Annotated in this window: 17 protein-coding genes and 1 tRNA gene; 6 read left to right on the top strand and 12 right to left on the bottom strand. The window is 60.2% G+C overall.

Features of this window, described 5'->3' with window-relative positions:
• The first annotated feature begins 106 nt into the window (after positions 1 to 106).
• Positions 107 to 1,948, top strand: coding sequence for an aspartate--tRNA ligase (gene aspS / locus NXS98_RS13120; protein ID WP_283845464.1), 1,842 nt, complete (start codon positions 107 to 109; stop codon positions 1,946 to 1,948).
• Positions 1,949 to 2,246: 298 nt separating this feature from the next.
• Here aspS and NXS98_RS13115 read toward each other — a convergent pair whose 3' ends face one another.
• On the bottom strand, positions 2,247 to 2,564 hold the full coding sequence (locus tag NXS98_RS13115) for a hypothetical protein (protein WP_283845463.1): 318 nt from the start codon (positions 2,562 to 2,564) through the stop codon (positions 2,247 to 2,249).
• On the opposite strand from NXS98_RS13115, the gene NXS98_RS13110 reads away from it, so the two are divergent.
• Positions 2,563 to 4,536, top strand: a complete 1,974-nt coding sequence (locus tag NXS98_RS13110) for an MFS transporter (protein ID WP_283845462.1) — start codon at positions 2,563 to 2,565, stop codon at positions 4,534 to 4,536. The two genes, NXS98_RS13115 and NXS98_RS13110, sit on opposite strands and share 2 nt — an antisense overlap.
• A gap of 48 nt (positions 4,537 to 4,584) precedes the next feature.
• Here the strand turns inward: NXS98_RS13110 and NXS98_RS13105 are convergent, their stop codons facing one another.
• The 7 genes from NXS98_RS13105 to amrS form a co-directional block, all read right to left on the bottom strand.
• Positions 4,585 to 5,115 carry a hypothetical protein gene (locus NXS98_RS13105; protein ID WP_283845461.1) on the bottom strand — a complete coding sequence of 177 codons (531 nt, stop codon included), beginning with the start codon at positions 5,113 to 5,115 and terminating at the stop codon, positions 4,585 to 4,587.
• Positions 5,116 to 5,123: 8 nt separating this feature from the next.
• Entirely contained in the window at positions 5,124 to 6,539 is a 1,416-nt protein-coding gene (locus NXS98_RS13100) for an HD domain-containing protein (protein ID WP_283845460.1), read from the bottom strand.
• 44 nt (positions 6,540 to 6,583) lie between these two features.
• Complete coding sequence (locus NXS98_RS13095; protein ID WP_283845459.1) at positions 6,584 to 8,017, bottom strand: Gfo/Idh/MocA family protein; 1,434 nt, start codon at positions 8,015 to 8,017, stop codon at positions 6,584 to 6,586.
• Positions 8,018 to 8,110: 93 nt separating this feature from the next.
• Positions 8,111 to 8,184, bottom strand: a tRNA-Gly gene (locus NXS98_RS13090).
• Positions 8,185 to 8,285: 101 nt separating this feature from the next.
• On the bottom strand, positions 8,286 to 8,921 hold the full coding sequence (gene amrA / locus NXS98_RS13085; protein WP_283845458.1) for an AmmeMemoRadiSam system protein A: 636 nt from the start codon (positions 8,919 to 8,921) through the stop codon (positions 8,286 to 8,288).
• Between the two features lie 62 nt (positions 8,922 to 8,983).
• On the bottom strand, positions 8,984 to 9,832 hold the full coding sequence (amrB, locus tag NXS98_RS13080) for an AmmeMemoRadiSam system protein B (protein ID WP_283845457.1): 849 nt from the start codon (positions 9,830 to 9,832) through the stop codon (positions 8,984 to 8,986).
• Positions 9,829 to 10,983 (bottom strand): AmmeMemoRadiSam system radical SAM enzyme, encoded by a 1,155-nt coding sequence (gene amrS / locus NXS98_RS13075; RefSeq protein ID WP_283845456.1) that lies wholly within the window; start codon positions 10,981 to 10,983, stop codon positions 9,829 to 9,831. Before amrS ends, amrB begins: the two co-directional genes overlap by 4 nt.
• A gap of 236 nt (positions 10,984 to 11,219) precedes the next feature.
• Here amrS and htpG point away from each other — a divergent pair, with 236 nt between their 5' ends.
• From htpG to NXS98_RS13060, 3 genes are all read left to right on the top strand, one after another.
• Positions 11,220 to 13,076, top strand: a complete 1,857-nt coding sequence (htpG, locus tag NXS98_RS13070; protein ID WP_283845455.1) for a molecular chaperone HtpG — start codon at positions 11,220 to 11,222, stop codon at positions 13,074 to 13,076.
• A 289-nt stretch (positions 13,077 to 13,365) separates the two neighbouring features.
• Positions 13,366 to 14,040, top strand: a complete 675-nt coding sequence (locus tag NXS98_RS13065; protein ID WP_343214103.1) for a 3-keto-disaccharide hydrolase — start codon at positions 13,366 to 13,368, stop codon at positions 14,038 to 14,040.
• 45 nt (positions 14,041 to 14,085) lie between these two features.
• The gene (locus NXS98_RS13060) at positions 14,086 to 15,108 is read left to right on the top strand and encodes a 3-keto-disaccharide hydrolase (protein WP_283845454.1); all 1,023 of its coding nucleotides are present in this window, start codon (positions 14,086 to 14,088) and stop codon (positions 15,106 to 15,108) included.
• A 2,573-nt stretch (positions 15,109 to 17,681) separates the two neighbouring features.
• Here the strand turns inward: NXS98_RS13060 and NXS98_RS13055 are convergent.
• On the bottom strand, positions 17,682 to 18,593 hold the full coding sequence (locus NXS98_RS13055; protein WP_283845453.1) for an HDOD domain-containing protein: 912 nt from the start codon (positions 18,591 to 18,593) through the stop codon (positions 17,682 to 17,684).
• Positions 18,594 to 18,867: 274 nt separating this feature from the next.
• On the opposite strand from NXS98_RS13055, the gene NXS98_RS13050 reads away from it, so the two are divergent.
• Positions 18,868 to 20,025 carry a hypothetical protein gene (locus NXS98_RS13050; protein WP_283845452.1) on the top strand — a complete coding sequence of 386 codons (1,158 nt, stop codon included), beginning with the start codon at positions 18,868 to 18,870 and terminating at the stop codon, positions 20,023 to 20,025.
• A gap of 7 nt (positions 20,026 to 20,032) precedes the next feature.
• Here the strand turns inward: NXS98_RS13050 and NXS98_RS13045 are convergent, their stop codons facing one another.
• From NXS98_RS13045 to NXS98_RS13035, 3 genes are read right to left on the bottom strand one after another with little or no spacing between them, the layout of a single operon-like run.
• Complete coding sequence (locus NXS98_RS13045; protein WP_283845451.1) at positions 20,033 to 20,596, bottom strand: prepilin-type N-terminal cleavage/methylation domain-containing protein; 564 nt, start codon at positions 20,594 to 20,596, stop codon at positions 20,033 to 20,035.
• A complete protein-coding gene (locus NXS98_RS13040; protein ID WP_283845450.1) occupies positions 20,593 to 21,111 on the bottom strand; it encodes a hypothetical protein in 519 nt (172 codons plus the stop codon). The genes NXS98_RS13045 and NXS98_RS13040 overlap by 4 nt, the downstream gene beginning before the upstream one ends.
• 15 nt (positions 21,112 to 21,126) lie before the next feature.
• Positions 21,127 to 22,605, bottom strand: a complete 1,479-nt coding sequence (locus NXS98_RS13035) for a sugar porter family MFS transporter (protein ID WP_343214102.1) — start codon at positions 22,603 to 22,605, stop codon at positions 21,127 to 21,129.
• Positions 22,606 to 22,781: the final 176 nt, after the last annotated feature.

The raw sequence follows: 22,781 nt of genomic DNA, 5'->3' as shown, positions 1-22,781 counted from the left end.
CAGTCTTTCCCACCCGGCCCTATTTTTTTCTTTGAAAAAAGGTCGTATTCAAGCCAGCATCCGGCGTTTTGTATGTTGCGCAGCAACGCCGCGCAATCTTAGCGACATGAAACGGACGCATCATTGCAATGAGCTGCGGCGGGAACACGCCGGGCTGACGGTCACCTTGACGGGCTGGGTGCACTCGCGCCGGGACCTCGGTGGTGTTATTTTTCTCGACATCCGCGACCGCGAGGGCCGCACGCAGGTGGTTTTTGACCCCTCGGACCTTTCCCCTGCGGTCTTCGAGCAGGCGGCCACGTTGCGGCCGGAATCGGTGGTGCAGGTCACCGGCACCGTGCGCGTGCGCCCCGAAGGCACAGCCAACCCGAAAATCGCCACCGGCGAGGTGGAGGTCATGGCGCGGGAGCTGGCGGTGCTGAATCATGCCGAGGTGCTGCCATTCCCGGTGGATGACCCGGAGGCGGCCTCCAAGGTAAATGAGGAATTGCGGTTGAAATACCGCTATCTGGATTTGCGGCGGCCGGAGATGCTGCGCAATTTGCGCCTGCGCCATCAAGTGGCCACCGCCACGCGGCAATATTTTGACGAGCAGGGCTTTTTGGAAATTGAAACGCCCATGCTGTTCAAAAGCACCCCGGAGGGCGCCCGCGAATTTCTGGTGCCCAGCCGCACCAACCCCGGCCAGTTCTACGCCCTGCCGCAGTCGCCGCAGCAGTTCAAACAAATCCTGATGGTGGCCGGCATTGAGCGCTATTTCCAACTGGCCAAGTGCTTCCGCGACGAAGATTTACGGGCAGACCGCCAGCCGGAGTTCACCCAGATAGATTTGGAGATGTCTTTCATCGAGCGCGAGGACATTTACCGGCTGATTGAGGGGCTATTGAAGCGGATTTGGAAGGTGGCGCTGGGCATGGACATACCCACCCCCTTCCCGCGCATCCCCTTTGTGGAGGCGTTGAACCGCTGGGGCATTGACAAACCGGATACCCGCTTTGCGTTGGAATTGGCGGATTTAACCGATGTCTTCCGTGGCAGCAGTTTCAAAGTTTTCAGCCAGGCCGTGGCGGATGGGGGGGTGGTTAAAGCCCTCAACGCCAAGGGTTTGGCCTGTGCCACCCAGGGGCAGATGGATGCTTTTACCGAGCTGGCCAAAAGCATGGGCGCCAAGGGCCTGGCATTTATTAAAGTCGAAGGCGGCGAGTGGAAATCGCCCATCGTCAAGTTTTTCACGCCGGCCGAGAAGGAGGCGCTTCAGGCACGTTTGGGCATCGAGGAAGGCGACCTGATTCTCTTTGCCGCCGGTCCGTGGCTGGCCTCTTGTGAAATTTTGGGCAAATTACGGTTGTACGCCGCTGAATTGCTCAAACAAATGGGGCGGCTCAGCATTCCGGCAGACCGCTTTGACTTCCTCTGGGTGGTGGATTTCCCGTTGTTGAGCTTCGACAAGGAGCAAAACCGGTGGTACTCCAGCCATCATCCGTTCACCGCGCCGGTGGCGGAAGATATTCCATTATTGAAAACCGACCCCAAACAAGTCCGCGGCCAGCATTACGATGTGGTGGTCAATGGCGTGGAACTGGGCGGCGGCAGCATCCGTATCCACCAGCCGGATGTGCAAAAAACGATTTTTGAGGACATTCTGCAAATCCCGCCCGACATTGCCCAAGCCCGGTTTGGGTACATGCTGGAGGCCTTCCGTTACGGAGCGCCGCCGCATGGGGGGATTGCGCTTGGGTTTGACCGGTTGATTGCCATCCTCTGCGGCACTTCCAGCATTCGGGATGTCATTGCCTTCCCCAAGACCGCCAAAGGGACATGCTTGATGACCAACTCCCCCAGCGCCGCCGAGCCGCGCCAGTTGCGCGAACTGCATCTGGAGGTCAAGTTGGGACGCGGCCACGGGGCACAGGCCCCCAAACCGCCCCCGGCGGCCGGTGGCGCCTGACGGGATAAAACTTACCAGCTACTGGTCAAATCCGTACCAGTTTTGCGTGCGGGACGCGCACGGCAATAGGCCCCATTGCTTTTTATAAATCCTAAAACCCTTTGATTTTGCGGGGTTAAAGCCAAATAAGCGCATGGCGGAAGCCATGGTTTAACCCACCTTATCCCACGGCATGGTATATGCTACTTACCAAGCGGTAACTTGGTTTATGGTTACTGGACTCACACAGTTGCCGCCAACCGCCGTCGCTATCACGGTGACGGCAAAACGCACTCCATATTCATCCCCCTGCGTTGGGTCACACCACCTGGCGCCTTCTTCTTTGGGTGAGTAGTTGTCTGGCGGCCCGGCCGGACACCGGGCCGCCAGTTTTTTTTTTGCCCTGAAACGGCGGGCCATTCCCGATGTTGGCAGGTGAGTAGCCTGAAGCATCACGCGCCATATCAACCTCTCCTGCACGCTTTTTCGGCGTATTTTGCACATCCTGATACCCCCTTGTGCTGAGGCTGCGCTTGACGGGCCGTCCGGCTTTGGTTACCAAAGCGTCACTAACGCAGCACAATTCATTCGCAGGCGCGGCAGTTTTCATTGCCCGCCTGCCCGAGGTCACTTGCATGAATACTGAGAAAAAGAGCCTGTTTGTCACCGCCGACGGCAAAAACGTTGCCTTTACCTTCGCGCTGGTCAGCTCGTTGTTCCTCCTGTGGGGGTTCTGCAACGGGATGATTGACGTGATGGACAAGCACTTCCAGAACGAACTGAAGCTCACGCTGAGCCAGTCGGCCTGGGTGCAGTTTGCGCATTATCTGGGTTATTTCATCATGGCGCTGCCGGCGGGCTGGCTGGCCATCCGGCTGGGGTACAAGGGGGGCATCATTGCGGGCTTGTTGATGGTAGCCGTGGGCGGGCTGTGGTTCATTCCCGCCACGCATATTGCCAAGTTCTGGGCTTTTCTGCTGGGCGTGTGCACCATTGCCGCCGGGCTGACCTTTTTGGAAACGGTGGCCAATCCCTACACCACCGTGCTGGGTGACAAACGTTACGCCGCCACGCGCATCAACCTGGCGCAATCCTGCAACGGGGTGGGCTGGATTCTGGGACCCATAGCCGGCGGGTTGTTTTTTTATGGCACCGATGAAACCGGCCGCAGCACGGGGGCGGAAACGCTCTGGATTCCTTACGCCGGCGTGGCCGTGGTGGTGATTATCCTGGCGGTTATTTTCTTTTTTGCCCCCATGCCGGACATCAACACGGAGGACGACTACCACCTGGATGACAAGAACAACAGCGGCGCGGCAGCCGTGAAACCGGCGTCCCGCGGCCTGGTGTACGGGTTGTTGCTGGTCAATGTGGCCATTTTGCTGCTGGTATTTGGGATGATTGCCTGGCTGATTCTCAGCGCCACGGGGGTGGGCGAGGCCTTGAAAGGCATTGCCTCCGCCCTGCCGCATCCCTCGGCCTTCACCATCAATGCGGACCATGCGCTGACGGTGGTGCTTTTCTGGCTGGGAGTGCTGCTGTTTGTGGTGGCGGCGGTGGTCATGGCGCCGCTGACCAAAAAACTCTCGCACCACAGCATCTGGTCGCACCCCCACTTTTCCGGCGCGGTGGCGGCGCAGTTTCTGTATGTGGCGGCGCAGGCGGGCATCTTCAGTTTTCTCATCAATTACGTGACCTCCGAGGTGCCTGATTTGCCGGCCTCCTGGCACGGCAAAAACACGAAAAAGTGGATTGAAATCAACACCTCCTTCACGCGGGATGACTTGAAGGATTTGCCGGCGCTGGCGGCGCGTTTGAAAGCGAAAAGCGACCCGGTGGCGGCGCTGGTGGCGGAGAAATTATCCTCGGACACCCGGGCGGCGCTGGAGGAATATGTGCCCGGCAAGACCAATCCCAAGCTGCTGAGCGTGCCGCTGGTGCAGGATTTGAAAAGCATCGTGCGTGGCACCAATATTTACAACCCGCAAATCTTCGCCAACGTTACGCTCAGCGCCGCCGCCAAGGAAATCCTGGCGTTGCCGGAAAAGGAACGCAACACCCCCCTGTTGAACCGCCTGTTGCTGACGGATGGTTTTGCCGGTCTGATTCATTACACGCCCGGCCGGTATTGCATTAGCGACGCCGGCGCCTCCAACCTGGCCTCGTTCGGATTCTTCTGCTTCCTGGTGGGCCGCTTCACGGGGGCGTGGCTGCTGAAGCGTTTCAGCGCGCACCGCATGTTGGGCTTTTACGGGTTGATGAACGTGCTGGTCTGCCTGCTGGTATTTTTCAAACTGGGCTGGCTGTCGGTGGTCTGCGTGTTCCTGAGCTACTTCTTCATGTCCATCATGTTCCCCACCATTTTTGCGCTGGGGATTTTTGGCCTGGGGGTGCGCGCCAAGAAAGCCTCGGCCTACATTGTCATGGCCATCATGGGCGGGGCGATTTTGCCCAAGCTCATGGGTTACGTGGCGGACCAGACCAACATGTCCCGCGGCTTCATCGTGCCCATGGCCTGCTTCATTGCCATAGCCCTTTACGGCTTCTTCTGGAGCCGCCTCAGCCAGGCGGAATCCCTCCACGGCCTCAAAACCAGCGGGGGACATTAAAAATAGGACAATTTAACCCGCTGCGTGTCAAACCAGCTTGGAAAACCCTTAATTTGCTGAAACCAATTTTGCTGAAACCAATCGCTTGGAACGAAACTCTCTAGCCTTTTTTAGGCAAGGATCAAAAATGGATTCCAAATGCGGCTTGAGGGCTTGGAACCGCTGCCTGAGCGCATCGCCTTCCAGTCCACAATCCTCCAAAAACAAAATGGTGCTGATGGCCTCCAATTGTTGAGCGGACAAATCATTCAACTCCTGAGCCAAATCAGCCCAAGGGGGATTTTTGGGGCAGTCAAGGTTGTCAAGGAGCTTTTCCAACCTCTTGGTCGCTGTTAATAAATAGGTCGAATGTCCCCGCGCGGCCAGGTTTTCCTTTTCTGTGACCAGTCTCTCGCTCTCCAAACGCTCAATTTCACCGCGGAGCTGGGAGGAATACATGCCGTAATAGGAATACTCAAAACGCTGGGGAAAAGGAGCGCCGAGCGTCTGAAGAATGTGAACTATTTTTTGCAATTTCTTTCGGCCTTCAACCCGCTTAAGCAGGCGGAGCAACTGGAGCAATGACACAATCGGGTGCATGACCTGTTTTATCTAGAAGTTAATTTCATTTTATCAAGTATTTTTAGCACGTTTTCGGCCAAGCCGTGGTGATAATACAACCGATAAACGGGGTGGCGCGAATCTTTTTTTCCTAATGCGCCAAGAATCTTGGATTGCCCCTCCACGGGACGCGAAAATCCGCCCAGTTCCCCATTGGCCACCAGGATGGCCTCAGTGGAAGCGACCACGCTGGCGTCGTCTCCGTGCTCAGTTTTATTAAGGCCTGAATGAAAATCCTTGTAGGAATTAAAATCCGACGTATCGAGAACCCAATCGAAGTATTCTTTGCCCAGACGGTTTAACTCAGAAGTCAACTTTAACATCTGAGTGGTGTCTGCGGCGCTGACGTCTGCGCAGCGATACTTTTTTTCCCGGTTCAAATATCCGGCCGAAAGTTCTCTTAACCTTTCGCATCCTCGCCCGTTCGATTGTGCCCATGCTTGCATCGTGGCTACCAGGGTTGCCTCGTCGCACGCCAGAAAATCGGCGTGTTTCAACCTGCCCTGGCTGGCAAAGAATGCTTGCGCGATTTTGTTTGTTCCTTTGGGCAACCGTTTGTCCATTGCCAGGTCCGCCGCATGTTTGAACAGGCACAACAGGTGTGCTTCCCACCCGCGCGTGGTTTTATGGTAATAAACCTGCAAGCTCATGTGCATTCGAGCAATGATGAGTTGCTCAGCCGAGTGTAATCCCCGTTTTTCCTCCAAACACAGCCTCCATTCCGACGGTTTGGCGGGTGAATGGGTGCCTGGCTCTGCCCCGATGCAGAGGCTGTTTAAAAGCCATTCAGCGTCGAAAGCCCCGTATTTTACTCCGGTTGCCAAGGCGTCTCTTAAAATGTAGTCCATCCGGTCTGCATCCAATTGACTGCTCACGATGTCCACCAGCAACCGGTGTTCGGACGCCTTTTTAATGATGTCCCTGACTCCATGAGGATCAATGCCATGAGCTTGTAATATGTGGGGAATGCTCGATGTTTTGTCCGTGATCAGTTCAGTGGTCCTTTTTTCATGGTTGGCCGTGGCGGGAAAGGCCCGCTCCATCATGTGGGAGAAGGGGGCGTGACCAATGTCATGCAGCAGTGCTGCCGCCTTGACCGTTTTTCCTTCTTGGGCCAGCAAGTCTGTAACCTCGCTCTTGCCCCGATAACGATGAAGCAACATGTTTAACATGCGCTGCGCGAAACAGAAAACTCCCAGACTGTGGGAGAAACGAGAATGCTCCGCTCCGGGATAGGTCAGGCTGCTGACTCCCAGTTGGCGCACCCGGCGCAGCCGCTGAAACTCCGGTGTGTTAATCAGGTCGAGAATGAATTCATCCTCCGGCTCAATCCGGATCAGTCCGTGAATGGGATCGCGAAAAACCTTCCCATGCACGCCAATTTTTCCCTTGCCCATGTTCATTTGGTGCAGCCCTTAACCCTTTGACCCATTGAGAACTCAACCTATTAAACCTTTTCCGGCACGATAAAGGGCGCGCGGTAGGCGCGGGTGAGCAGGCGGTCGGCCTCGGGGCTGCCGATGAATTTTTCTTTTTGGGGGTCGAAGTTGAGCTTGGGGCCCACCCACAAGGTGGCCTTTTGCGGGTCCACGCCGATGGCCTTGGTGTTTTCCAGCACCGTCATGATGCTTTCCCCCACCACTTCGTTGTCGCTGAAATCCTTGGGCTTCTCAAACGGCCGCTCTTTGGCCAGGCGGTAGGAGATGTTGCCCAGATGGCAGCACGCGCTGGAAAGATGGCCCTCCAATATGTCCGCGTGCAGTTGCTTGCGGTTGCGGCTGCGCACGCATTCAATGAAGTTGGCAAAGATGTTGCCTGAGCGGGCGGGAGCTTCCACTTTGGCCAGTGGCTCGCCTTCGGTTTTGCCCTTGGGGAAGAACTTGCCGTCTTTGACCACGCCCGCCTCGAAGTAGTATTCGTTGGCCACTTTGTTGGGGTATTCCTTGAGCTTGCCCACCAGCCCGCGCGTCTCGAACAGCAGCAGCGTGCCGTCAAAGTCCAGCACCGTCACCATTTGATTGGGGGTCTGGCCCTGGTCCTTGTGCCCTTCGCCCTCGACGTAGCGCCCGCCCAGGCTGATGACCGAGCGCGGGAGCGTGCCGCCGATGACCCAGCGCGCCACGTCCATCTCATGGACGCCCTGGTTGCCGATGTCGCCGTTGCCAAAGTCCCAAAACCAATGCCAGTTGTAATGCACCAGGTTGCGGTGAAACGGCTGCCTGGGGGCCGGCCCCAGCCAAAGGTCAAAATCCAGGCTGGCAGGGGGGTCTTCCACCGGCTTGAAGCCGATGCTCCAGCGCGGCTTGCAGCAGTAGCCCTTGGCCACGAGCAGCTTGCCGTACACGCCGCTTTTGGCCAGCGCCACCATGCGCGCATCGCCGCCGGCCCGCCGCTGGGTGCCGTGCTGGACGATGCGGTTGTATTTGCGGGCGGCCTCCACGCATTTGCGTCCTTCAAACACATTATGGCTGCACGGCTTTTCCACGTACACATCCTTGCCGGCCTGGCAGGCCCAGAGGGTGGCCAGGGCGTGCCAGTGATTGGTGGTGGCAATGGAGACCACATCAATCTCGCGGCTCTCCAGCATTTTCCGGAGGTCCTGATATTTTTGCACCCCTTCCATTTTTTGCGCCCGCGCCTCCAGCACTTTCAAATCCACGTCGCAGAGCGCGACTACGCGCACCCCGGGCAGTTTGTTGAATTCGCTGATATGGCTCGCTCCCCGGCCATTGATGCCCACCACCGCCACGCGGATGGCGTCATTGGCGCCGGCGGCCTGCGCATAAACGCGCGGCGCCAGCCACACCCCGGCCGCGCCGAGGGCTGCGGTTTTCAAAAAGGCACGACGCGAGGCGCGTGCACGCTGCAAGTTGGCTTTCATGCCCTTCACTGTATCCCTCCTTGCCATCCCTTCAACGCAAAAACATGAAGCTCTCCAGCCACTTAAGCCTGGGGGGAATCGTTAGAAAAAACTTGGAGCGGGTGAAGGGAATCGAACCCTCGTTTCAGGCTTGGGAAGCCCGCGTTCTACCATTGAACCACACCCGCGTTTTCAGGATGAATTTATAGGCCAAGAGGCGCGGATTGGCAAGGGTTTATTGCGGCCATTTTTCGTGCGCTGGTGCACGGCGGGGGTGGCGGACGGGGAATCAGGAGGGAGGTGTGGGCAGGGTGCGGGTGTCCAGTTCTGCCGCGTCCGCCCCGAAACCGAGGGCGCGGTAGCGGCTGGCGCGGAAGGTATGGCTCCAGTGGTCGGGGCTGAGGCCGGCTTTGCGTTTGAGGTGGCGCAGAAAATCGGTTTTGTCCGGCAGGTTGTCCCAGACGGAAGGCAGGAAGGTGGCGTGATGAAAACCGTCCTCAATGAGCAAACCATCCACGCCGGGTTGGAGCCGGGCCAGCAGGTCGGCCTCGGATTGGCAGGGGATGGGGGCAGGCGGGCTGAGGATGGAGAGATGCAGGTGCAGGCCGGGCAGTTCGTTGGCGGCCAGCGGGGCGAAACGAGTGTCGTGGAAGGCGGCATGCCACGCAAAGCGCGCCACCGCCACCACCAGGGGATGGTTGGGTTCAAGGGTGCCAATGCAACCGCGCAGACGGCCTTCGTGGTGCAGGGTGACGAAGACGGCCCAAGGTTCGCGCAGGGTGGGGGGGAAGGACTGAGGGTCCACCGTCCAAGGGCGCCCTTGATGGAGGCCGTGCTCGATGGAGGCCTTGGCGACGGTCAGGAGGAGGCGTTGCTCAGTGGGGGTGAGGGTGGGCAGGCGCACGCCGGTTTCCGTGGCGGACACGGGTTGGGAGGCCGGCGGGCCAGCGGCGTCACCCGCGGAAAAGTTGCCATGCGGCATTTCCATCAAGCGGGAGGGGTGGGGTGGTTGGTTGGCGGCGGGGGGCAAAATGCGAAGGCGCCATAACCCACCACGCGGTCTTTGCGGCCGGCGGTGTCGCCGGAATTGCGCAAGTCCACCGTCAAGGGGGTGAGCTTTTGGTCGGCAGCCACCTGAAGCAGTCCCTGAATGGCCAGCCGGCCACAGGCCTGGGGTGGATGAATTTCGCCGGGGGCAAGGTCTTCGATGGCGTCGGCAGTGGCGCGGTCCAATTTCTGCGCGGTGCGGTAGTCGTAGTAATGGCTGAGGTCGCTGCTGACGACGATGAGCGTTTCCGGCCCGCCCCAGACGGTGCCCAGCGCTTCGGCCACGGTGTCGTCATCCACTTCGCCGGTGAGGATGGGCACGATGGGCACGGGGCCAAGGGTGGCGTGGAGGAAGGCCAGCTCGACCTCCAGGGCGTGTTCCTCGCGGTGGGCCTCGGCGGAGAAATGCACGCCGGGGAGGCGGGCCAGTTGTTCAATGGCGGCGGCATCCACGGTGAAGCGGCCGGCGGGAGTGTCCCACTGGCCGTGGGGGCTCAAGGCGAGTCCCTGGAAGTAGCAGTGGTGCGAGGGGCCGATGAGCACCACGCGCTGGATTTTGCCGCGCCATGCGCGCCACGGTTTGAAGGCGGAGCCGGCGATGGGGCCGGAATAGAGATAACCGGCGTGCGGGGCAATGACGGCCTTGGGCGCCGGCGCGGAGACTTCCACGCCTGCGTTCAGGTGTTGTTGGACTTCCTGCTCCAGGGCGTGGCGCTGGCCAGGGTAAAACATGCCGGCCACTGCTGGCTCGCGCACGGCCTGGGGATTGAAAACGGGGTGATTTTTCATGCGCCGGGCAGGTGAATGGGGCGCGGCACGCGCCAGCGCCCGTCGAGGTGGGGGTGGGCCGCCTCCACGCCGGGGGTGCGCCAGATGCCGGGGAGGCGGGTGCGGCATTCGGGGCAGGCGCCTTCGGCGGTGAGACGGTTGGCCAGCACGGTAAAGCCGCAGCGCTCAATGACCGTGGTCTGGCATTGCGGGCAGCGGGTATTTTCCCAGGGGCCCGCCCGGCCGGGCAGGTTGCCGGCATACACATAGCGCAGGCCGGCTTCGGCGCCGATTTCCGCCGCGCGCATCAGCTCCGCCGCGGCGGTGCGGCGGGCGCCGGTCATTTTGTAATCGGGGTGAAACGCCGTGACATGCCAGGGGAGGTCGCGGTTGAGGCCGGCCAGGAAGCGGGTCAGGTCGCGCAATTCCTGCGGGTCATCGTTGAATCCAGGCACGAGCAGGGTGACCACTTCCACCCAGAGGCCGCGCTGGACCAACTGCGTTAGTGTATCCAGCACACTTTTCAGCGGGCAGCCCAGGGAGCGGTAGGCGCGGTCATTGAAGCCTTTGAGGTCCACCTTGTACGCCGCCAGGTACGGCTGGAGAAAATCGAGCACTTCGGGGGTGGCGTTGCCGTTGGACACAAAAGCGCACAGCAGTCCGGCCTGGCGCGCTTCGGCGAAAATGGCGGCGGCCCATTCGGCGGTGATGAGCGGTTCGTTGTAACTGGAAACCACCACCTGGGCGCCTTCCCGCCGGGCGGCGCGCGCCAGTTGTTGGGGGGTCACCTCCTGCACGGGGGCGCCGGCGGCTGGATCGCGCAGGGCCTGGCTGGTGATCCAGTTCTGGCAGTAGCTGCAATGCAAATCGCAGCCCAGCATGCCAAAGGTGAGCGCATCGGCGCCGGGCAGCACGTGAAAAAAAGGTTTTTTCTCAATGGGATCCACCGCCACGCCGGCCACGTAGCCGAACGGCACGCGCAGTTCGCCCTGGCGGTTGAACCGGACCTTGCAGACGCCACGGCGGCCTTCGGGGATGCGGCAGCGATGTCCGCAGGCCAGGCAGCGCACGGCGCCGTCCTCTTTCTGGAACAAGCTCCCCGGCGCTGTCAGGCGGTCCAACTGCTCGCCCAGGGTCTGCGCGGCAGCGTCCGCGTTGGCCGTTTTGGCCATGTTAAAAAAGGCGGTCATGGGTCGCCGTGGTATAAATTACTCCCAATCCCCCGCCCAAGTCAAAGCACCAGAGACGATTCGTTGGGGGCTTTGCTTCTGAACCTGCGGGCAGTGGGGCAGGCTCATTCCAGGCGGCGTCGGGGTGCACGGGAGGCCTGCCGGACGCCATTCCCTCATCCCTTGACGCTGGGAGGCGTTTTTGGCTTATTGTGGGGGTCTTGAGGAAAAATGATGGGATGAAGGAGCAACGGGATATGAGCGAGAAACATCAATTTCAGGCGGAAATCCAGCAATTGCTGGATATTGTGATTCATTCGCTGTACACGGACCGGGAAATCTTTTTGCGGGAGCTGATATCCAATGCCGCGGATGCCTGCGAGCGGTTGCGTTTTTTGCAGACGTCCGGCGAGGCGTTGCACCAGGCTGACACGCCGCTGGCCATTCGCATCCAGAGCGATGCAGCCGCCGGCACCTTGACCATCACCGACACCGGCGACGGCATGACGCAGGCGGAGCTGGTGGAGAACCTGGGCACCATCGCTCATTCCGGCACCCGCGCCTTTCTGCAGCAATTGGCGCGGGAAAAGCAGGCTGACACGCATCTCATTGGCCAGTTTGGGGTGGGGTTTTATTCGGCCTTCATGGTGGCGTCCAAGGTGGTGGTGCGCACGCGCTCCTGGCGGCCGCAGGAGAGCGGCTGGCAATGGACCAGCGAGGGGGCGCAGGGCTATGAGCTGGAGCCGGTGGCGGATTTGCCGCGGGGCACGTCCATCATCCTGCATTTGAAAGAGGACGCCAAAACCTTCGCCCAACCCGAGGAAATCGAGCGCTTAATCAAGCGGTACTCAAATTTCATCCAGTACCCCATTGAATTGAATGGGAAACGAATCAACACCATCCAGGCCATCTGGAGCCGGCAGAAGAGCGAAATCAAGGAGCAGGAATATGAAGACTTTTACAAGTTTGTGGCGCATGACCACGAGGGGCCCTTGATGCGCCTGCACTTCACCGCCGATGCGCCGCTGGCCATTCAGGCGCTGTTGTTTGTGCCCAAATTCAACTGGGAAGTGCTGGGGCTGGGCCGCACGGAGCCGGGGGTGCACTTGTACTGCAAAAAGGTGCTCATCCAAAGCCGGCCCAAGGAGCTGCTGCCGGAATGGCTCCGGTTTTTGCGGGGCGTGGTGGACAGCGAGGATTTGCCGCTGCACATCTCGCGCGAGTCCATGCAGGACACGGCCCTGATGAAGAAGCTCGGCAAGGTGCTGACCGGGCGTTTCCTGAAATTCCTGGAAGAGCAGGCGGAAAAAGAGCCGGAGCGCTACAAGGAATTTTATCAGACCTACCACCGTTTCCTCAAAGAAGGCGTGGTCACGGACCGGGAGCATCAGGCGGCGTTGGGGCGGCTGCTGCGGTTTGAGTCCTCGGCCGTCAAGGCAGGGGAGCACATCGCGCTGGCGGATTATGTGAAGCGCATGCCGCCGGAGCAGAAGGAGATTTATTTCCTGCCGGCAGCCTCGCGCAAGGCCGCCGAGGCCAGCCCGTATTACGAGGTCTTCAAGGCCCGCCAGCGCGAAGTGTTGTTTCTGTATGACCCGTGGGAAGAGCTGGTGCTGGACCACCTGCGCGAGTTTGACGGCAAGCCGCTGGTCTCCGCGGAAAAAGCCAGCCTGACCTTGGAAACGCCGCCGCCCGCCGAGGCGGCGCTGAGCGAGGCCGAGGCCAAAGAGCTGGCCGAGTGGTGCCAAAAGACCTTGGGGGAGGAAGTGGAAAAGGTGGAGGTCTCCCAACGGCTGGTGGACAGTCCGGCGGCCGTGGTGGACCCGTCACGGATGGTCACCTCGACCATGCGGCGTTTGCTGCGGGCCATGCATCAGGAGGAAGCGCTCACGCCCAAATTGAATTTGGAGCTGAATCCGCGGCATCCGCTGGTGCGGCGGCTGAATGAATTACGCTCGCAGGATACGGCGCTGGCAGAGCTGGTGGCACGCCAGCTTTTGGACAATGCGCGGATTGCGGCCGGCCTGCTGGAGGAACCGTCCGCCATGGTGCAGCGGCTGAATCAGTTGTTGGAACGGGCGTTGGGGCAAAAGTAAGCGGCGTCCGGCAGGCGACGCGCGGCCCCACGCCCCGCCGAGCTGCTCCCCATTCCTTCACTGCCGTTAACCTCCTGCCACGGAGAGGGGGCACGGTGTTGCCGCGCACGGGCAACTTTTTCGGTGGATTGGTGGGGAGCTACGGCGGCCGATGAATGCAAGCGGCGGCCGAGTCGTCCATTATCCTGAAGTGCAACATGCATCCCCCCAAGGGTTGCCTCGGGCAGACTTTGGCGGGATAATGAAAAGCAAACAGTCCATAACCACCCCACTGGGGAACAGGCAGATTATGAGAAAACGGAGTTTGATTGCGGGTTGTTTGTTGTTGGCGGCCGGGCTGGTGGCCCTGCAGGCGGCGCAAGCTGGCGCATGGGTGGCCTTGTTTGACGGCCAGACGTTGAACGGCTGGGTGCAGCGCGGGGGCAAGGCGTTGTATGAGGTCAAAGACGGGGTGATCATCGGTTCCACGGTGGCGGGGACACCCAACAGCTTCTTGTGCACGCAGAAGGATTACGGAGATTTTGAACTGGAGCTGGAATTGAAGGTGGATTCGCGGCTCAATTCCGGCATCCAGATTCGCAGCCAGTGTTTTGACAAGGAAACCACTGTGGAGTGGCAGGGCAAAACCATCAAGATACCGGCCAAACGGGTGCATGGTTATCAGGTGGAGGTGGACCCTTCGGCGCGGGCGTGGAGCGGCGGGATTTACGACGAAGGCCGCCGGGGATGGCTGCAGGACTTGAAAAACAAGCCGGAGGCGCAAAAGGCCTTCAAGACCAATGACTGGAATCATTACCGGATTGTCTGCCAGGGGGATTCCATCAAAACCTGGATTAATGGCGTGCCGGCGGCGGACTTGAAGGACGCCATGACGCCCAAAGGCTTTATTGCGCTGCAAGTGCACGGCCACAAAGAGTCGGGCCTGAAAGTCATGTGGCGCAATATTCGGATTCGGGAGCTGTAAGCGCGGAGCCGAGTCCAACCGCAGCAACAGAAAAAACATCAACGCATGAAATTCAACCACCTCCTCTGGAATGGCCGCAGTTTATTGGCTGCGGGTTTGTTGGCTTGCTCCACCTGGCTGGCGCCGGCGGCGGAGAATCCTTTTCTGGGCCGCTGGGCTTTGACCATCCCCGGCGGCGGGGCGGGCTGGTTGGGCGTGGTGGAGGAGCAAGGCCAGCTCAAGTCCTCCATCCTGTGGGGCGGCGGCAGTGTGGTGCCGGTGACCACCACCAAAATGGAGGGGGATGCGCTGGTGCTCACACGCGTTTATGAACGCCGCCGCAAAGACCCCAACACTGGTCAAAACGTCACCGAGAAAAGCGTGGAAACCATCACCGCCAAGGTGAAGGGAGACCAGATGGATTTGAGCATCGTCCGCCAAGAGCCCAATGGCAAGGTCAGCAGCCCTTCGGCATTCACCGGCAAGCGCATTCCACCCCTGCCGCCCAAACCGGACCTGAGCAAGTTGAAGTTTGGGCAGCCCATCCGGCTGTTCAATGGCAAGGATTTGACGGGCTGGCAGCTCATCCACGGCAAGGACAATGGCTGGAGCGTGGTGGACGGCAAGCTCATTAACAACCCCGTCCAGGTGGAAGGCCAGCCACGCAAAAACTACGGCAACCTGCGCACAGAAAAAGAATTCGAGGACTTCCGTTTGACGCTGGAGGTGATGGTGGACAAAGGCGGCAACAGCGGCATCTACCTGCGCGGCATCTATGAAGTGCAGGTGGCGGAAACTTATGGGCGGCCGGTGGACTCGCACAACATGGGCGCCATCTATAGCCGCATCACGCCCAAGGTGGCCGCCGAGCGCCCGCCCGGGCAATGGCAGACGCTGGACATCACGTTGGTGGACCGCCACGTGACCGTGATTCTCAACGGCACCAAGATTATTGACAACGAGCCTTTGCTGGGGTGCACCGGCGGGGCGCTGTGGTCGGATGAATTTCGGCCCGGCCCGATTTACCTGCAGGGCGACCACACCAAGGCGGAGTATCGGAATATCGTGCTCACGCCCATCCTCAAATAATACCGGCGCCAGCGGAGTTAGCGCAGCCGGGGTGGGTGGTGTTTGCTCAATCACCATCCTCAACGGCTGCTCTTTCCTTAACTTCGTCCTGAACCGCGTCCTGCCAACACGAGCATAAAAGAACGATAAGAGGATAAACCAACGCACTGTATCATTTCCCCTTTTGCATGGCGAAAGGGCCCGGGTGAGGGTGTGTAGCGCAGGCGTCCCGCCTGCGGGTTCACGGAGCCTCCCGGCTCCGTGATTGCAGAATTGCCGAAGTCAAACAGACGCGCATGTAAGCACCAGTCCGTGCGCCAATCCTTTCTGTGCCGCAACGCAAATGTTCTCGTCCCGCAAGGCGGGATAATGCCTGCGTCTTGCAGGCGGGGGGCAAAGGATGAATGAGTTTTTTGCTGCGGCTGCCGTTTCCCTCATCTTCATCCCGGCCTGCAGCCAGCAAAAGCGGGCGAAAATCCCACAAGGCCCATTAACAGTTCCCCTCTCCCCTTGGGAGAGGGCCAAGATGAGGGAGGGCAAAGCCTGTGCCCGAACTTGGTGTGTTTCTCTCTCCCCGTGAGAGGGCCAGGGTGAGGGGCTTCTTCTCCCTCTTCGTTCCCTTTGTTTCCTTCTGTTCAAAATTTGTGTCCATTCGTGTTCATTCGTGGTTGCTCTTCCCCCTTCAAGGCGCACTGACCCCGTTTCCTTCTGCACCATCGTGGTAAAAGGCCGAGGTGAGGGTGGATTGTTTTCATGTTATCCCTACGGGACTAAATAATTCGGAGGGGGGACGTTTTCTATAAACAGGTCGTCACTACGGGGCTGGCGGGAGTCTTCTAACCGGCTTGGGACTGTCGTGACTAGCACTCGTCCCTACGGGACTGGCCTTGGAGTACCCTAAACGGCTTGGGGCTGTTGCCCTAATATATTTCCATCCGTCATTAGCTCTGAAAAAACAGCCCCAGCGGGGTGGTATGTTTATAGAAGCGGCCTGACCAATCCGCTCAAGCCCCGTCGGGACGGCATGATCATTTTTCTTCCTGACCGCCCGGCTTGCATCGGCGGTGGGCGGGGTATGTTAATTTAGTTTGAATTTACGCAGAGACGCAAAGGCGCGAAGACTCAGGGGGTTGAGGGTTTTGAGGGGGACGTGCGGCGCGCATACAAAAGGTGGTGACGTGGGTGAGGTTGACTTCGGCGGGACGCTCCCGCTTTGCGGGACGGGACGCAGTCGCTGTGCGTCCGGTTGACCTTGGCAATTCTGCAATCACGGAGCCGGGAGGCTCCGTGAACCCGCAGGCGGGACGCCTGCGCTACATGAGGCCGACGCCTGCGCTACACACCCTCACATTAGTTGTTTCCCACGATGAGGTAAATGAACACGGATGGACACGGATTTTGAACAGAAGGAAACGAAGGAAACGAAGGGTTGAAACGGTCCCCTCACCCTGACTCTCTCCTTCAGGGAGTGGGAGAAATTGTAGCTGCGCGGATTATCCTGCTCTTGGCCCCCCTTGGCCTGCGGGACGCAGGCTGAATCCCGCTTTGCGGGACGAGGCGCCTGCGCTACAAGGACGGGACGGCTGCGCTACGACATCTGCTGTATCATTGCAGCTTGGTGCTTACTGGAGCGTCTGTTTGACGACGGCAGTTCTGCAATCACGGAGCCGGGAGGCTCCGTGAACCCGCAGGCGGGACGCCTGCGCTACATGAGGCCGACGCACGCGCTACACACCCTCACACTAGTTGTTTCCCACGATGGGGTAAAGGAACACGGATGGACACGGATTTTGAACAGAAGGGAACGAAGGGAACGAAGGGTTGAAACGGTCCCCTCACCCTGGCCCTCTCCCGGGGGGAGAGGGGATATGATACCGGGCGTTGGGTTAATCTGCGTCCGAGCTTGCTGGACGTGGGCGAGGGGTAAGATGGGGAAACGGCTATCTCTCAAAACAACATACCTCTGCCCTATCCCTGGCCTGCGGGACGGAGGCTGAATCCCGCTTTGCGGGACGAGGCGCCTGCGCTACAGAAGAGAAGCCTGAGCTACGACATCTGCTGTATCACTGCAGCTTGGTGCTTACTGGGGCGTCTGTTTGACGACGGCAGTTCTGCAATCACGGAGCCGGGAGGCTCCGTGAACCCGCAGGCGGGACGCCTGCGCTACATGAGGCCGACGCACGCGCTACACACCTTCACAATAGTCCTTTCCCACGATGGGGTAAATGAACACGGATGGACACGGATTTTGAACAGAAGGAAACGAAGGGCACGAAGGGGGAAAACGCCCCCTCATCCTGACCTTCTCCCCGGGGGAGAGGGAAATATACCAAGTTCGGTCACAGACTTTGGCCGTCCTTTCCATGGCGCTGTCCCAAGGAGAGAGGGGAATAAACGCTGTCTGCTAAAAAGGCGCAGGTCAAGGCGTTCCATCGTTGGGCGCTTCCATCGTTCTGCTGGCGCCGCCCAAGCTGAACGGCCTGGCCGCATTACCCTCTCCCATCGGGAGAGGCAAAGGATGACGGGACGCCCTCCAGGGCGTCTGCCTTCTATTCCCCATCCCCACTGGGGGGAAAGGCGGCTCGTGCCGGGGTCTAGACCAATCCTTCCAAAATCAGCGGCAGCCGTTCGAGGCTGCGGTTCAGCCCGGCGCGGGCAATGGCCTTGGCGCTGTCGGTTTGGTTGGGGAAGAGGAGATGCCAGGCGGGCGCTTCAAACCATGCCTCGGCGGCCACGTTCTGGTAGTTGCCGCTGACTCCAATCTGTGCGTGCCGCAGCAACAAGTCCGCCACATGCACCGCCGCCACAATTTGGATGTGCTGGCTGGCGCGCTCGGGTGAGTGGTGGAAGCGGGCCGACTCAATCATTACTTGCGGCAGGCGGTGCTGCTCCAGGTACAGGCCGCCCAATTCCGCATGGTCCATCCCCAGCACCTCGATTTCCAAGGCCTGCAGGGGCGCTTTGGTCTCGAGCGCCCGGCGGTGAATTTCGGCAAAATGCTGGGGAAAAACCGAGGCCATGACAATTTTGCCCACGTCATGCACCAGGCCGGCGACGTAATCGGCCTCATCGTTGGGCATGCGCACCGCGGAGAGCACCTCGCGCGCCATGATGGCTGTGCCGATGCAATGCCGCCAGAATTCCCGCCAGGGGAACTCGGTGTTGCCCGCCATTTTTTGAAAATCCTCGATGACGGGGGTGACCATGGCCAGTTGGCGGATTTGCCGCAACCCGAGGTAAAAGACCGCCTCCTCGATGCTGTTCACCGGCACGTTGAGGCCAAAATACACGGAGTTCACCAGCCGCAAGAGGCGGGCGGTCAAGCTCGGGTCACGCCGGATGACCTCGCTGATTTGCGCGGTGTAACTCTGGTCCGCCGCCAGCAGCTCCCGGAGCGCGCTGTTCACCGTGCTCAAGGAGGGCAGGCGCGGGCAGGAATGCAGCCGTGCATTGATTTGCTGCCGGCTTAGCGGCGCCAGCCGGTTCATGGTGGCCACTTGACTCATATTCAGGTTGTTTATCGGCAGGGCACGCCCCGGACTTGAGTTAATTCTTGGGATTTCCCCAACCTGCCAGCACCCGGGCAACGAGGGGCTGGACACACCACCGCTATTGAGAGCTTTCCAGCGGTCCGGGAATAAGGAGGTCCCTGGCGCGAGTTTGGCTTTCACAGCCGGGTATTCGCTGGGATGAGGCGGCCGCCCGCGGTTCATGCCGGGAAAACGTTCCATAAAAGCCACTTGTGCCCCACGGCGAAACGGACGTATCTTAGTGCGGGATATGATCACAGCGAGGCAGACGGCGGCGGATGAACGGAAATCAACGGCAGCCACTGCCCGTTATCGCGGGGTGGTGGTGTACCTGTACGCCTTTGATCTGGCTTACGATATCAACCCTTTGGCCCTGCGGCAGTTATGCGGCCAGCCCGTGGCCGATTATTGCGTGGACACCAGCAAACGCAGTCCGCGCTACCTGATGCTTCACCGGCCGCTGCTGGTGCGTTTGACGCCGTGGGAAAGGATTGGCCCGCACGGGCCGGTGCGTCTGGAAGTAACCGCCAAACTCTTTCCCGTAGGGGCAATGAGTCTGTCGGTGCGCGTGCCGTTTGCCGTCTCCGACCTCCAGGAGCTGGTGGAATACCACGACCTGACCTTCACCAATGGCGACCTCTATACGGAGGTGCGGCAACTGGCCGAAAAAATTCGGGAGGAATTAAAATCGCACTTCGTGCGGCCGGTGGAGCGGCTGGAGGAGGAAGAAGCCTACACGGTGTTTTGCCTGGAGTCCCCCCTCTGCGCCGAGGATGGCGGCAAAATCCGTGCCGAAAGCTGGCTGGCCCAGCACCGGCGGGAGGTGGCGGCCTTGTTGACCCAGGAACCAAACGAGGAGACGCTTTCCGCCCAGGAAGCCGAGGAATCCACCAATCTGTACCTAAGTTATTACGAGGACGATTTGACGGTGGTGGACTGGGACGCCGCGCTGGTGGTGGACAATCCCCAGGAGTTTGAGGAAACGCTTTACATTTTGGAGCTGGCCAACCTGCAACTGGCCGAACTGGAGGCTTACGACCGCCTGTTGGATGATGCCATTGAGCGCAGTTATCGCGATTTGAGCGGGCAGGGCACACGGAGCCGCAGCCAGGTCATGCGCGAGCTGCGCGAGTTAAAGATTGATCTGGCCCGCTTCAACGATGAATTGAGCAACATCACCAAGTTTTTCGGCGACTGGCATCTGGCCCGCATCTATCAGGCCGTCTCCCATCGTTTTCACCTGGCCGACTGGCACCGCGTGCTGGACGGCAAACTCAAGACCCTGGACGAAATCTACCATTTCCTGAACGCCGACCGCACGAATCGCTGGATGCTGGTGCTGGAGGCCACGATTGTGCTGCTGTTCATCATTGATTTGGCGGTCATTGTGATGGGGGTGGGCAAGTAGGCCCGGCTCAGCGGCGTTTGGCGCGCTCCACGCGCCCATCAAAAAGCAGCGCGTTTTTCCCCAGGCCGCTGCCGCCCGCCGCGTGAAACGTCCCGGCATCGCCCAGCAAAGGCGTGTTGGCGCGCCCTCCGAAAATGGTCTGCACAATGCTCTGGGTGACCGGCGACCACGTCTCCGGGCGGGTATAGGAGGCGCCGTTGAGGAAGGCATTCCACTCATAGCTGGTCTGCTCGCGCGGGAAGATGGAGTCATCCTCCGGACAGCGCCAGATGTCCTTGTTTTTCAAGTAAGGGTGCAGGGCGGCCATGATGGAGGTCTGGTTGGTATCCGTGCTGGGCAGCATGGGGCAGGAAGGCAGGCGGTCCTCATGTTCCTGCACATACAGTTCCAGCGCCACCCCCATCTGGCGCAACTGGCTCAGGCAGGCCGTGGCGCGCGCCGAACGTTTGGCGCGGCCCAGCGACGGCAGCAGGAGAGCGGCCAGAATGGCAATGATGGCAATCACCACCAACAGCTCGATGAGCGTGAAGGCGGGGCGGCCCCCGCGAAGCAGCGGAAGGGAAGATTTCATGGCGACTGGAGGTAAGTCAGGGTGGTCATCAACTCCCGGATTACCGGCGCCGTCTCCGCCCGGTAATAGACATCCTGGGAGAGGTACTTGGCCGTGGCGGCCTCAATGGCGCGCCGGCCCTCCTCGGTGCGAAAATACGCCGCCAGCATTTGCTTTTCTTCCGGCAAAAGTTGCTGCCGGTAATTGGCCAGCCATTGAGCCATGGCCTGGATGTTGGTTTGCCGCCGCTCCGGGGGCAGGCGGCTGGTCAGCATTTGCAGGCCTTCCACATGGCCGGGATTGAAAAAATCCATGAACGCCCGATGCCGGTTGGCGGGCAGGTCCAGCGGCCCGTAGCGCAATTCCAGAAACCGCTCCACGGGCCGGGGATGGTTTTTGACCTGCATGGCCGCCCGCAGGTCTTGCACCACCTCCACCGGCGTGTACCGGTGGAAGCGCCGCACCCACCACACCGTGGCCATCGCCAGCAGCAGTGCGGCAATGGCGCCAATCCAGAACCATTTTTTTGCGCGCATCAGATTCAGCTCCACTCAGGCCCCTCGCCCTCCCTCCAGCTCCCGTTCAATGTTTTCCAGCGATTTGCCCCGTGTTTCCGGCACCTTGAAATAAACCAGCACCAGGCCCGCCGCGCAAATCGCGGCGTACAGCCAGAAGGTGTTGCCTGTGCCCAGGCGCCGCTCCAGGATGGGGAAGGTGAACGTCAGCAAAAAACAGGCCACCCACAAGGCCGAGACCGCCACTGAAATGGCCGCCCCGCGTATGCGGTTGGGGAAGATTTCCGCGATGAGCACCCACGTCACCGGCGCCAGCGACATGGCATAGCAGCCAATTGCCAGCAACGCAAACACCAGCACCAGCACCCCCTGCCAATGCTGGGCATAGGCCACCCCAATGAGCAGATGCGACGCCCCAATGCCCGCACACCCCAGCAGCATCAGCCGGCGGCGGCCCCAGCGGTCCACCGTCCCCAGCGCCAGCAGCGTGAAAATCAGATTCACCAGGCCGGTGAGCACGATGAAAAACAGGATGGTGTTCACTGCCAGGCCGGCTTGTTTGAAAATGTTTTCCGCGTAATTGAACAGCACGTTGATGCCGCTCCACTGTTGCAGCGCCGCCAGGGCGCATCCCAGCGCCAGCACCTTGAGCAAACGCGGCTCCAGCAAATCCCCCAGCCGCACCCGCGCCACCTCCTCCGCGGCAATGGTGGCGCTGATGGCCTCGGTTTCCACGCGGGCATAATCCTCCCCCCCGATACGCGCGAGCACTCGCCGGGCGGCATCGGGACGCCCGTTTTTGACCAGCCATCGCGGGCTTTCCGGCACCCACAAGGCGCAGACCAGAAACACCACCGAAGGCGCCGCCACCAGGGTGAACATCCAGCGCCAGCCGTACTGGCCATTCCACGAGGCCGCAATTTCTGCCGCCGTGGCCCCTTCCGGCACCGGGCGGGCAATGGCGAGATTGACCAGTTGCGCCGCCAGGATGCCGATGACAATGGCCAGTTGATTGAGGGTGACCAGCCGGCCCCGCCACGCCGCCGGCGCCACTTCAGCAATGTACAACGGCGAAATGTTCGAGGCCATGCCAATGGCCACCCCGCCCGCCATGCGCCATCCCACAAACTGATTGAAGCTGCCCGCCCAGCCCGTCAGCACCGACGACAACGCAAACAACAACGCCGCCGCCACCAGCAATTTCTTGCGGCCCAGCGCATCGCTCAGCACGCCCGCCATCAAGGCGCCCGCCAGACAGCCCAGCAGCGCGCAACTGTTGGCCCACCCGCTCAGCGCTTCCGGCGTGTCCAAACCCACCGCGCGCGCCCAGCCATGCTGCCGCCAGGCCGCGGCGATTTCCGGCAGATTGAAATGCGGCTCAAAAAACGGTTTGGCCCCTCCAATCACCACCCAATCCCAGCCAAACAACAAGCCCCCCAGCGCGGCCACGGCGGAAATGAGCCAGACATAGCACAGATGGGGGGAATTCTGTCCGGGCGCTGCGGATGACATCATGCGCCCAGCTTAAAGTCCGCCCGGTGCGCCAATCAAGCCAGGAAAGGTCAGCGACCAGGCCCCTGGGGGGAGAGGCAGGATATCAGGCGCCTATACCGAGAGGTAACTTTCCTTGGCGCTCCCAGATTGTGGGTGATTTGGCACTTGGGCGCGCCCTGTGTTACATTACTGCGTAA

The sequence above is a fragment of the Fontisphaera persica genome, from assembly GCF_024832785.1.
GTDB lineage: Bacteria > Verrucomicrobiota > Verrucomicrobiia > Limisphaerales > Fontisphaeraceae > Fontisphaera > Fontisphaera persica.
Note: the sequence above shows the minus strand (reverse complement) of the source record. Positions and strands in the feature narration are given on the sequence as shown.

Coding starts and splice junctions, on each gene's coding strand:
- aspS (WP_283845464.1), top strand. CDS start 107: ATGAAACGGACGCATCATTGCAATGAGCTGCGGCGGGAACACGCCGGG.
- NXS98_RS13110 (WP_283845462.1), top strand. CDS start 2,563: ATGAATACTGAGAAAAAGAGCCTGTTTGTCACCGCCGACGGCAAAAAC.
- NXS98_RS13115 (WP_283845463.1), bottom strand. CDS start 2,564: ATGCAAGTGACCTCGGGCAGGCGGGCAATGAAAACTGCCGCGCCTGCG.
- NXS98_RS13105 (WP_283845461.1), bottom strand. CDS start 5,115: ATGCACCCGATTGTGTCATTGCTCCAGTTGCTCCGCCTGCTTAAGCGG.
- NXS98_RS13100 (WP_283845460.1), bottom strand. CDS start 6,539: ATGAACATGGGCAAGGGAAAAATTGGCGTGCATGGGAAGGTTTTTCGC.
- NXS98_RS13095 (WP_283845459.1), bottom strand. CDS start 8,017: ATGAAAGCCAACTTGCAGCGTGCACGCGCCTCGCGTCGTGCCTTTTTG.
- amrB (WP_283845457.1), bottom strand. CDS start 9,832: ATGAAAAATCACCCCGTTTTCAATCCCCAGGCCGTGCGCGAGCCAGCA.
- amrS (WP_283845456.1), bottom strand. CDS start 10,983: ATGGCCAAAACGGCCAACGCGGACGCTGCCGCGCAGACCCTGGGCGAG.
- htpG (WP_283845455.1), top strand. CDS start 11,220: ATGAAGGAGCAACGGGATATGAGCGAGAAACATCAATTTCAGGCGGAA.
- NXS98_RS13065 (WP_343214103.1), top strand. CDS start 13,366: ATGAGAAAACGGAGTTTGATTGCGGGTTGTTTGTTGTTGGCGGCCGGG.
- NXS98_RS13060 (WP_283845454.1), top strand. CDS start 14,086: ATGAAATTCAACCACCTCCTCTGGAATGGCCGCAGTTTATTGGCTGCG.
- NXS98_RS13055 (WP_283845453.1), bottom strand. CDS start 18,593: ATGAGTCAAGTGGCCACCATGAACCGGCTGGCGCCGCTAAGCCGGCAG.
- NXS98_RS13050 (WP_283845452.1), top strand. CDS start 18,868: ATGATCACAGCGAGGCAGACGGCGGCGGATGAACGGAAATCAACGGCA.
- NXS98_RS13045 (WP_283845451.1), bottom strand. CDS start 20,596: ATGAAATCTTCCCTTCCGCTGCTTCGCGGGGGCCGCCCCGCCTTCACG.
- NXS98_RS13040 (WP_283845450.1), bottom strand. CDS start 21,111: ATGCGCGCAAAAAAATGGTTCTGGATTGGCGCCATTGCCGCACTGCTG.
- NXS98_RS13035 (WP_343214102.1), bottom strand. CDS start 22,605: ATGATGTCATCCGCAGCGCCCGGACAGAATTCCCCCCATCTGTGCTAT.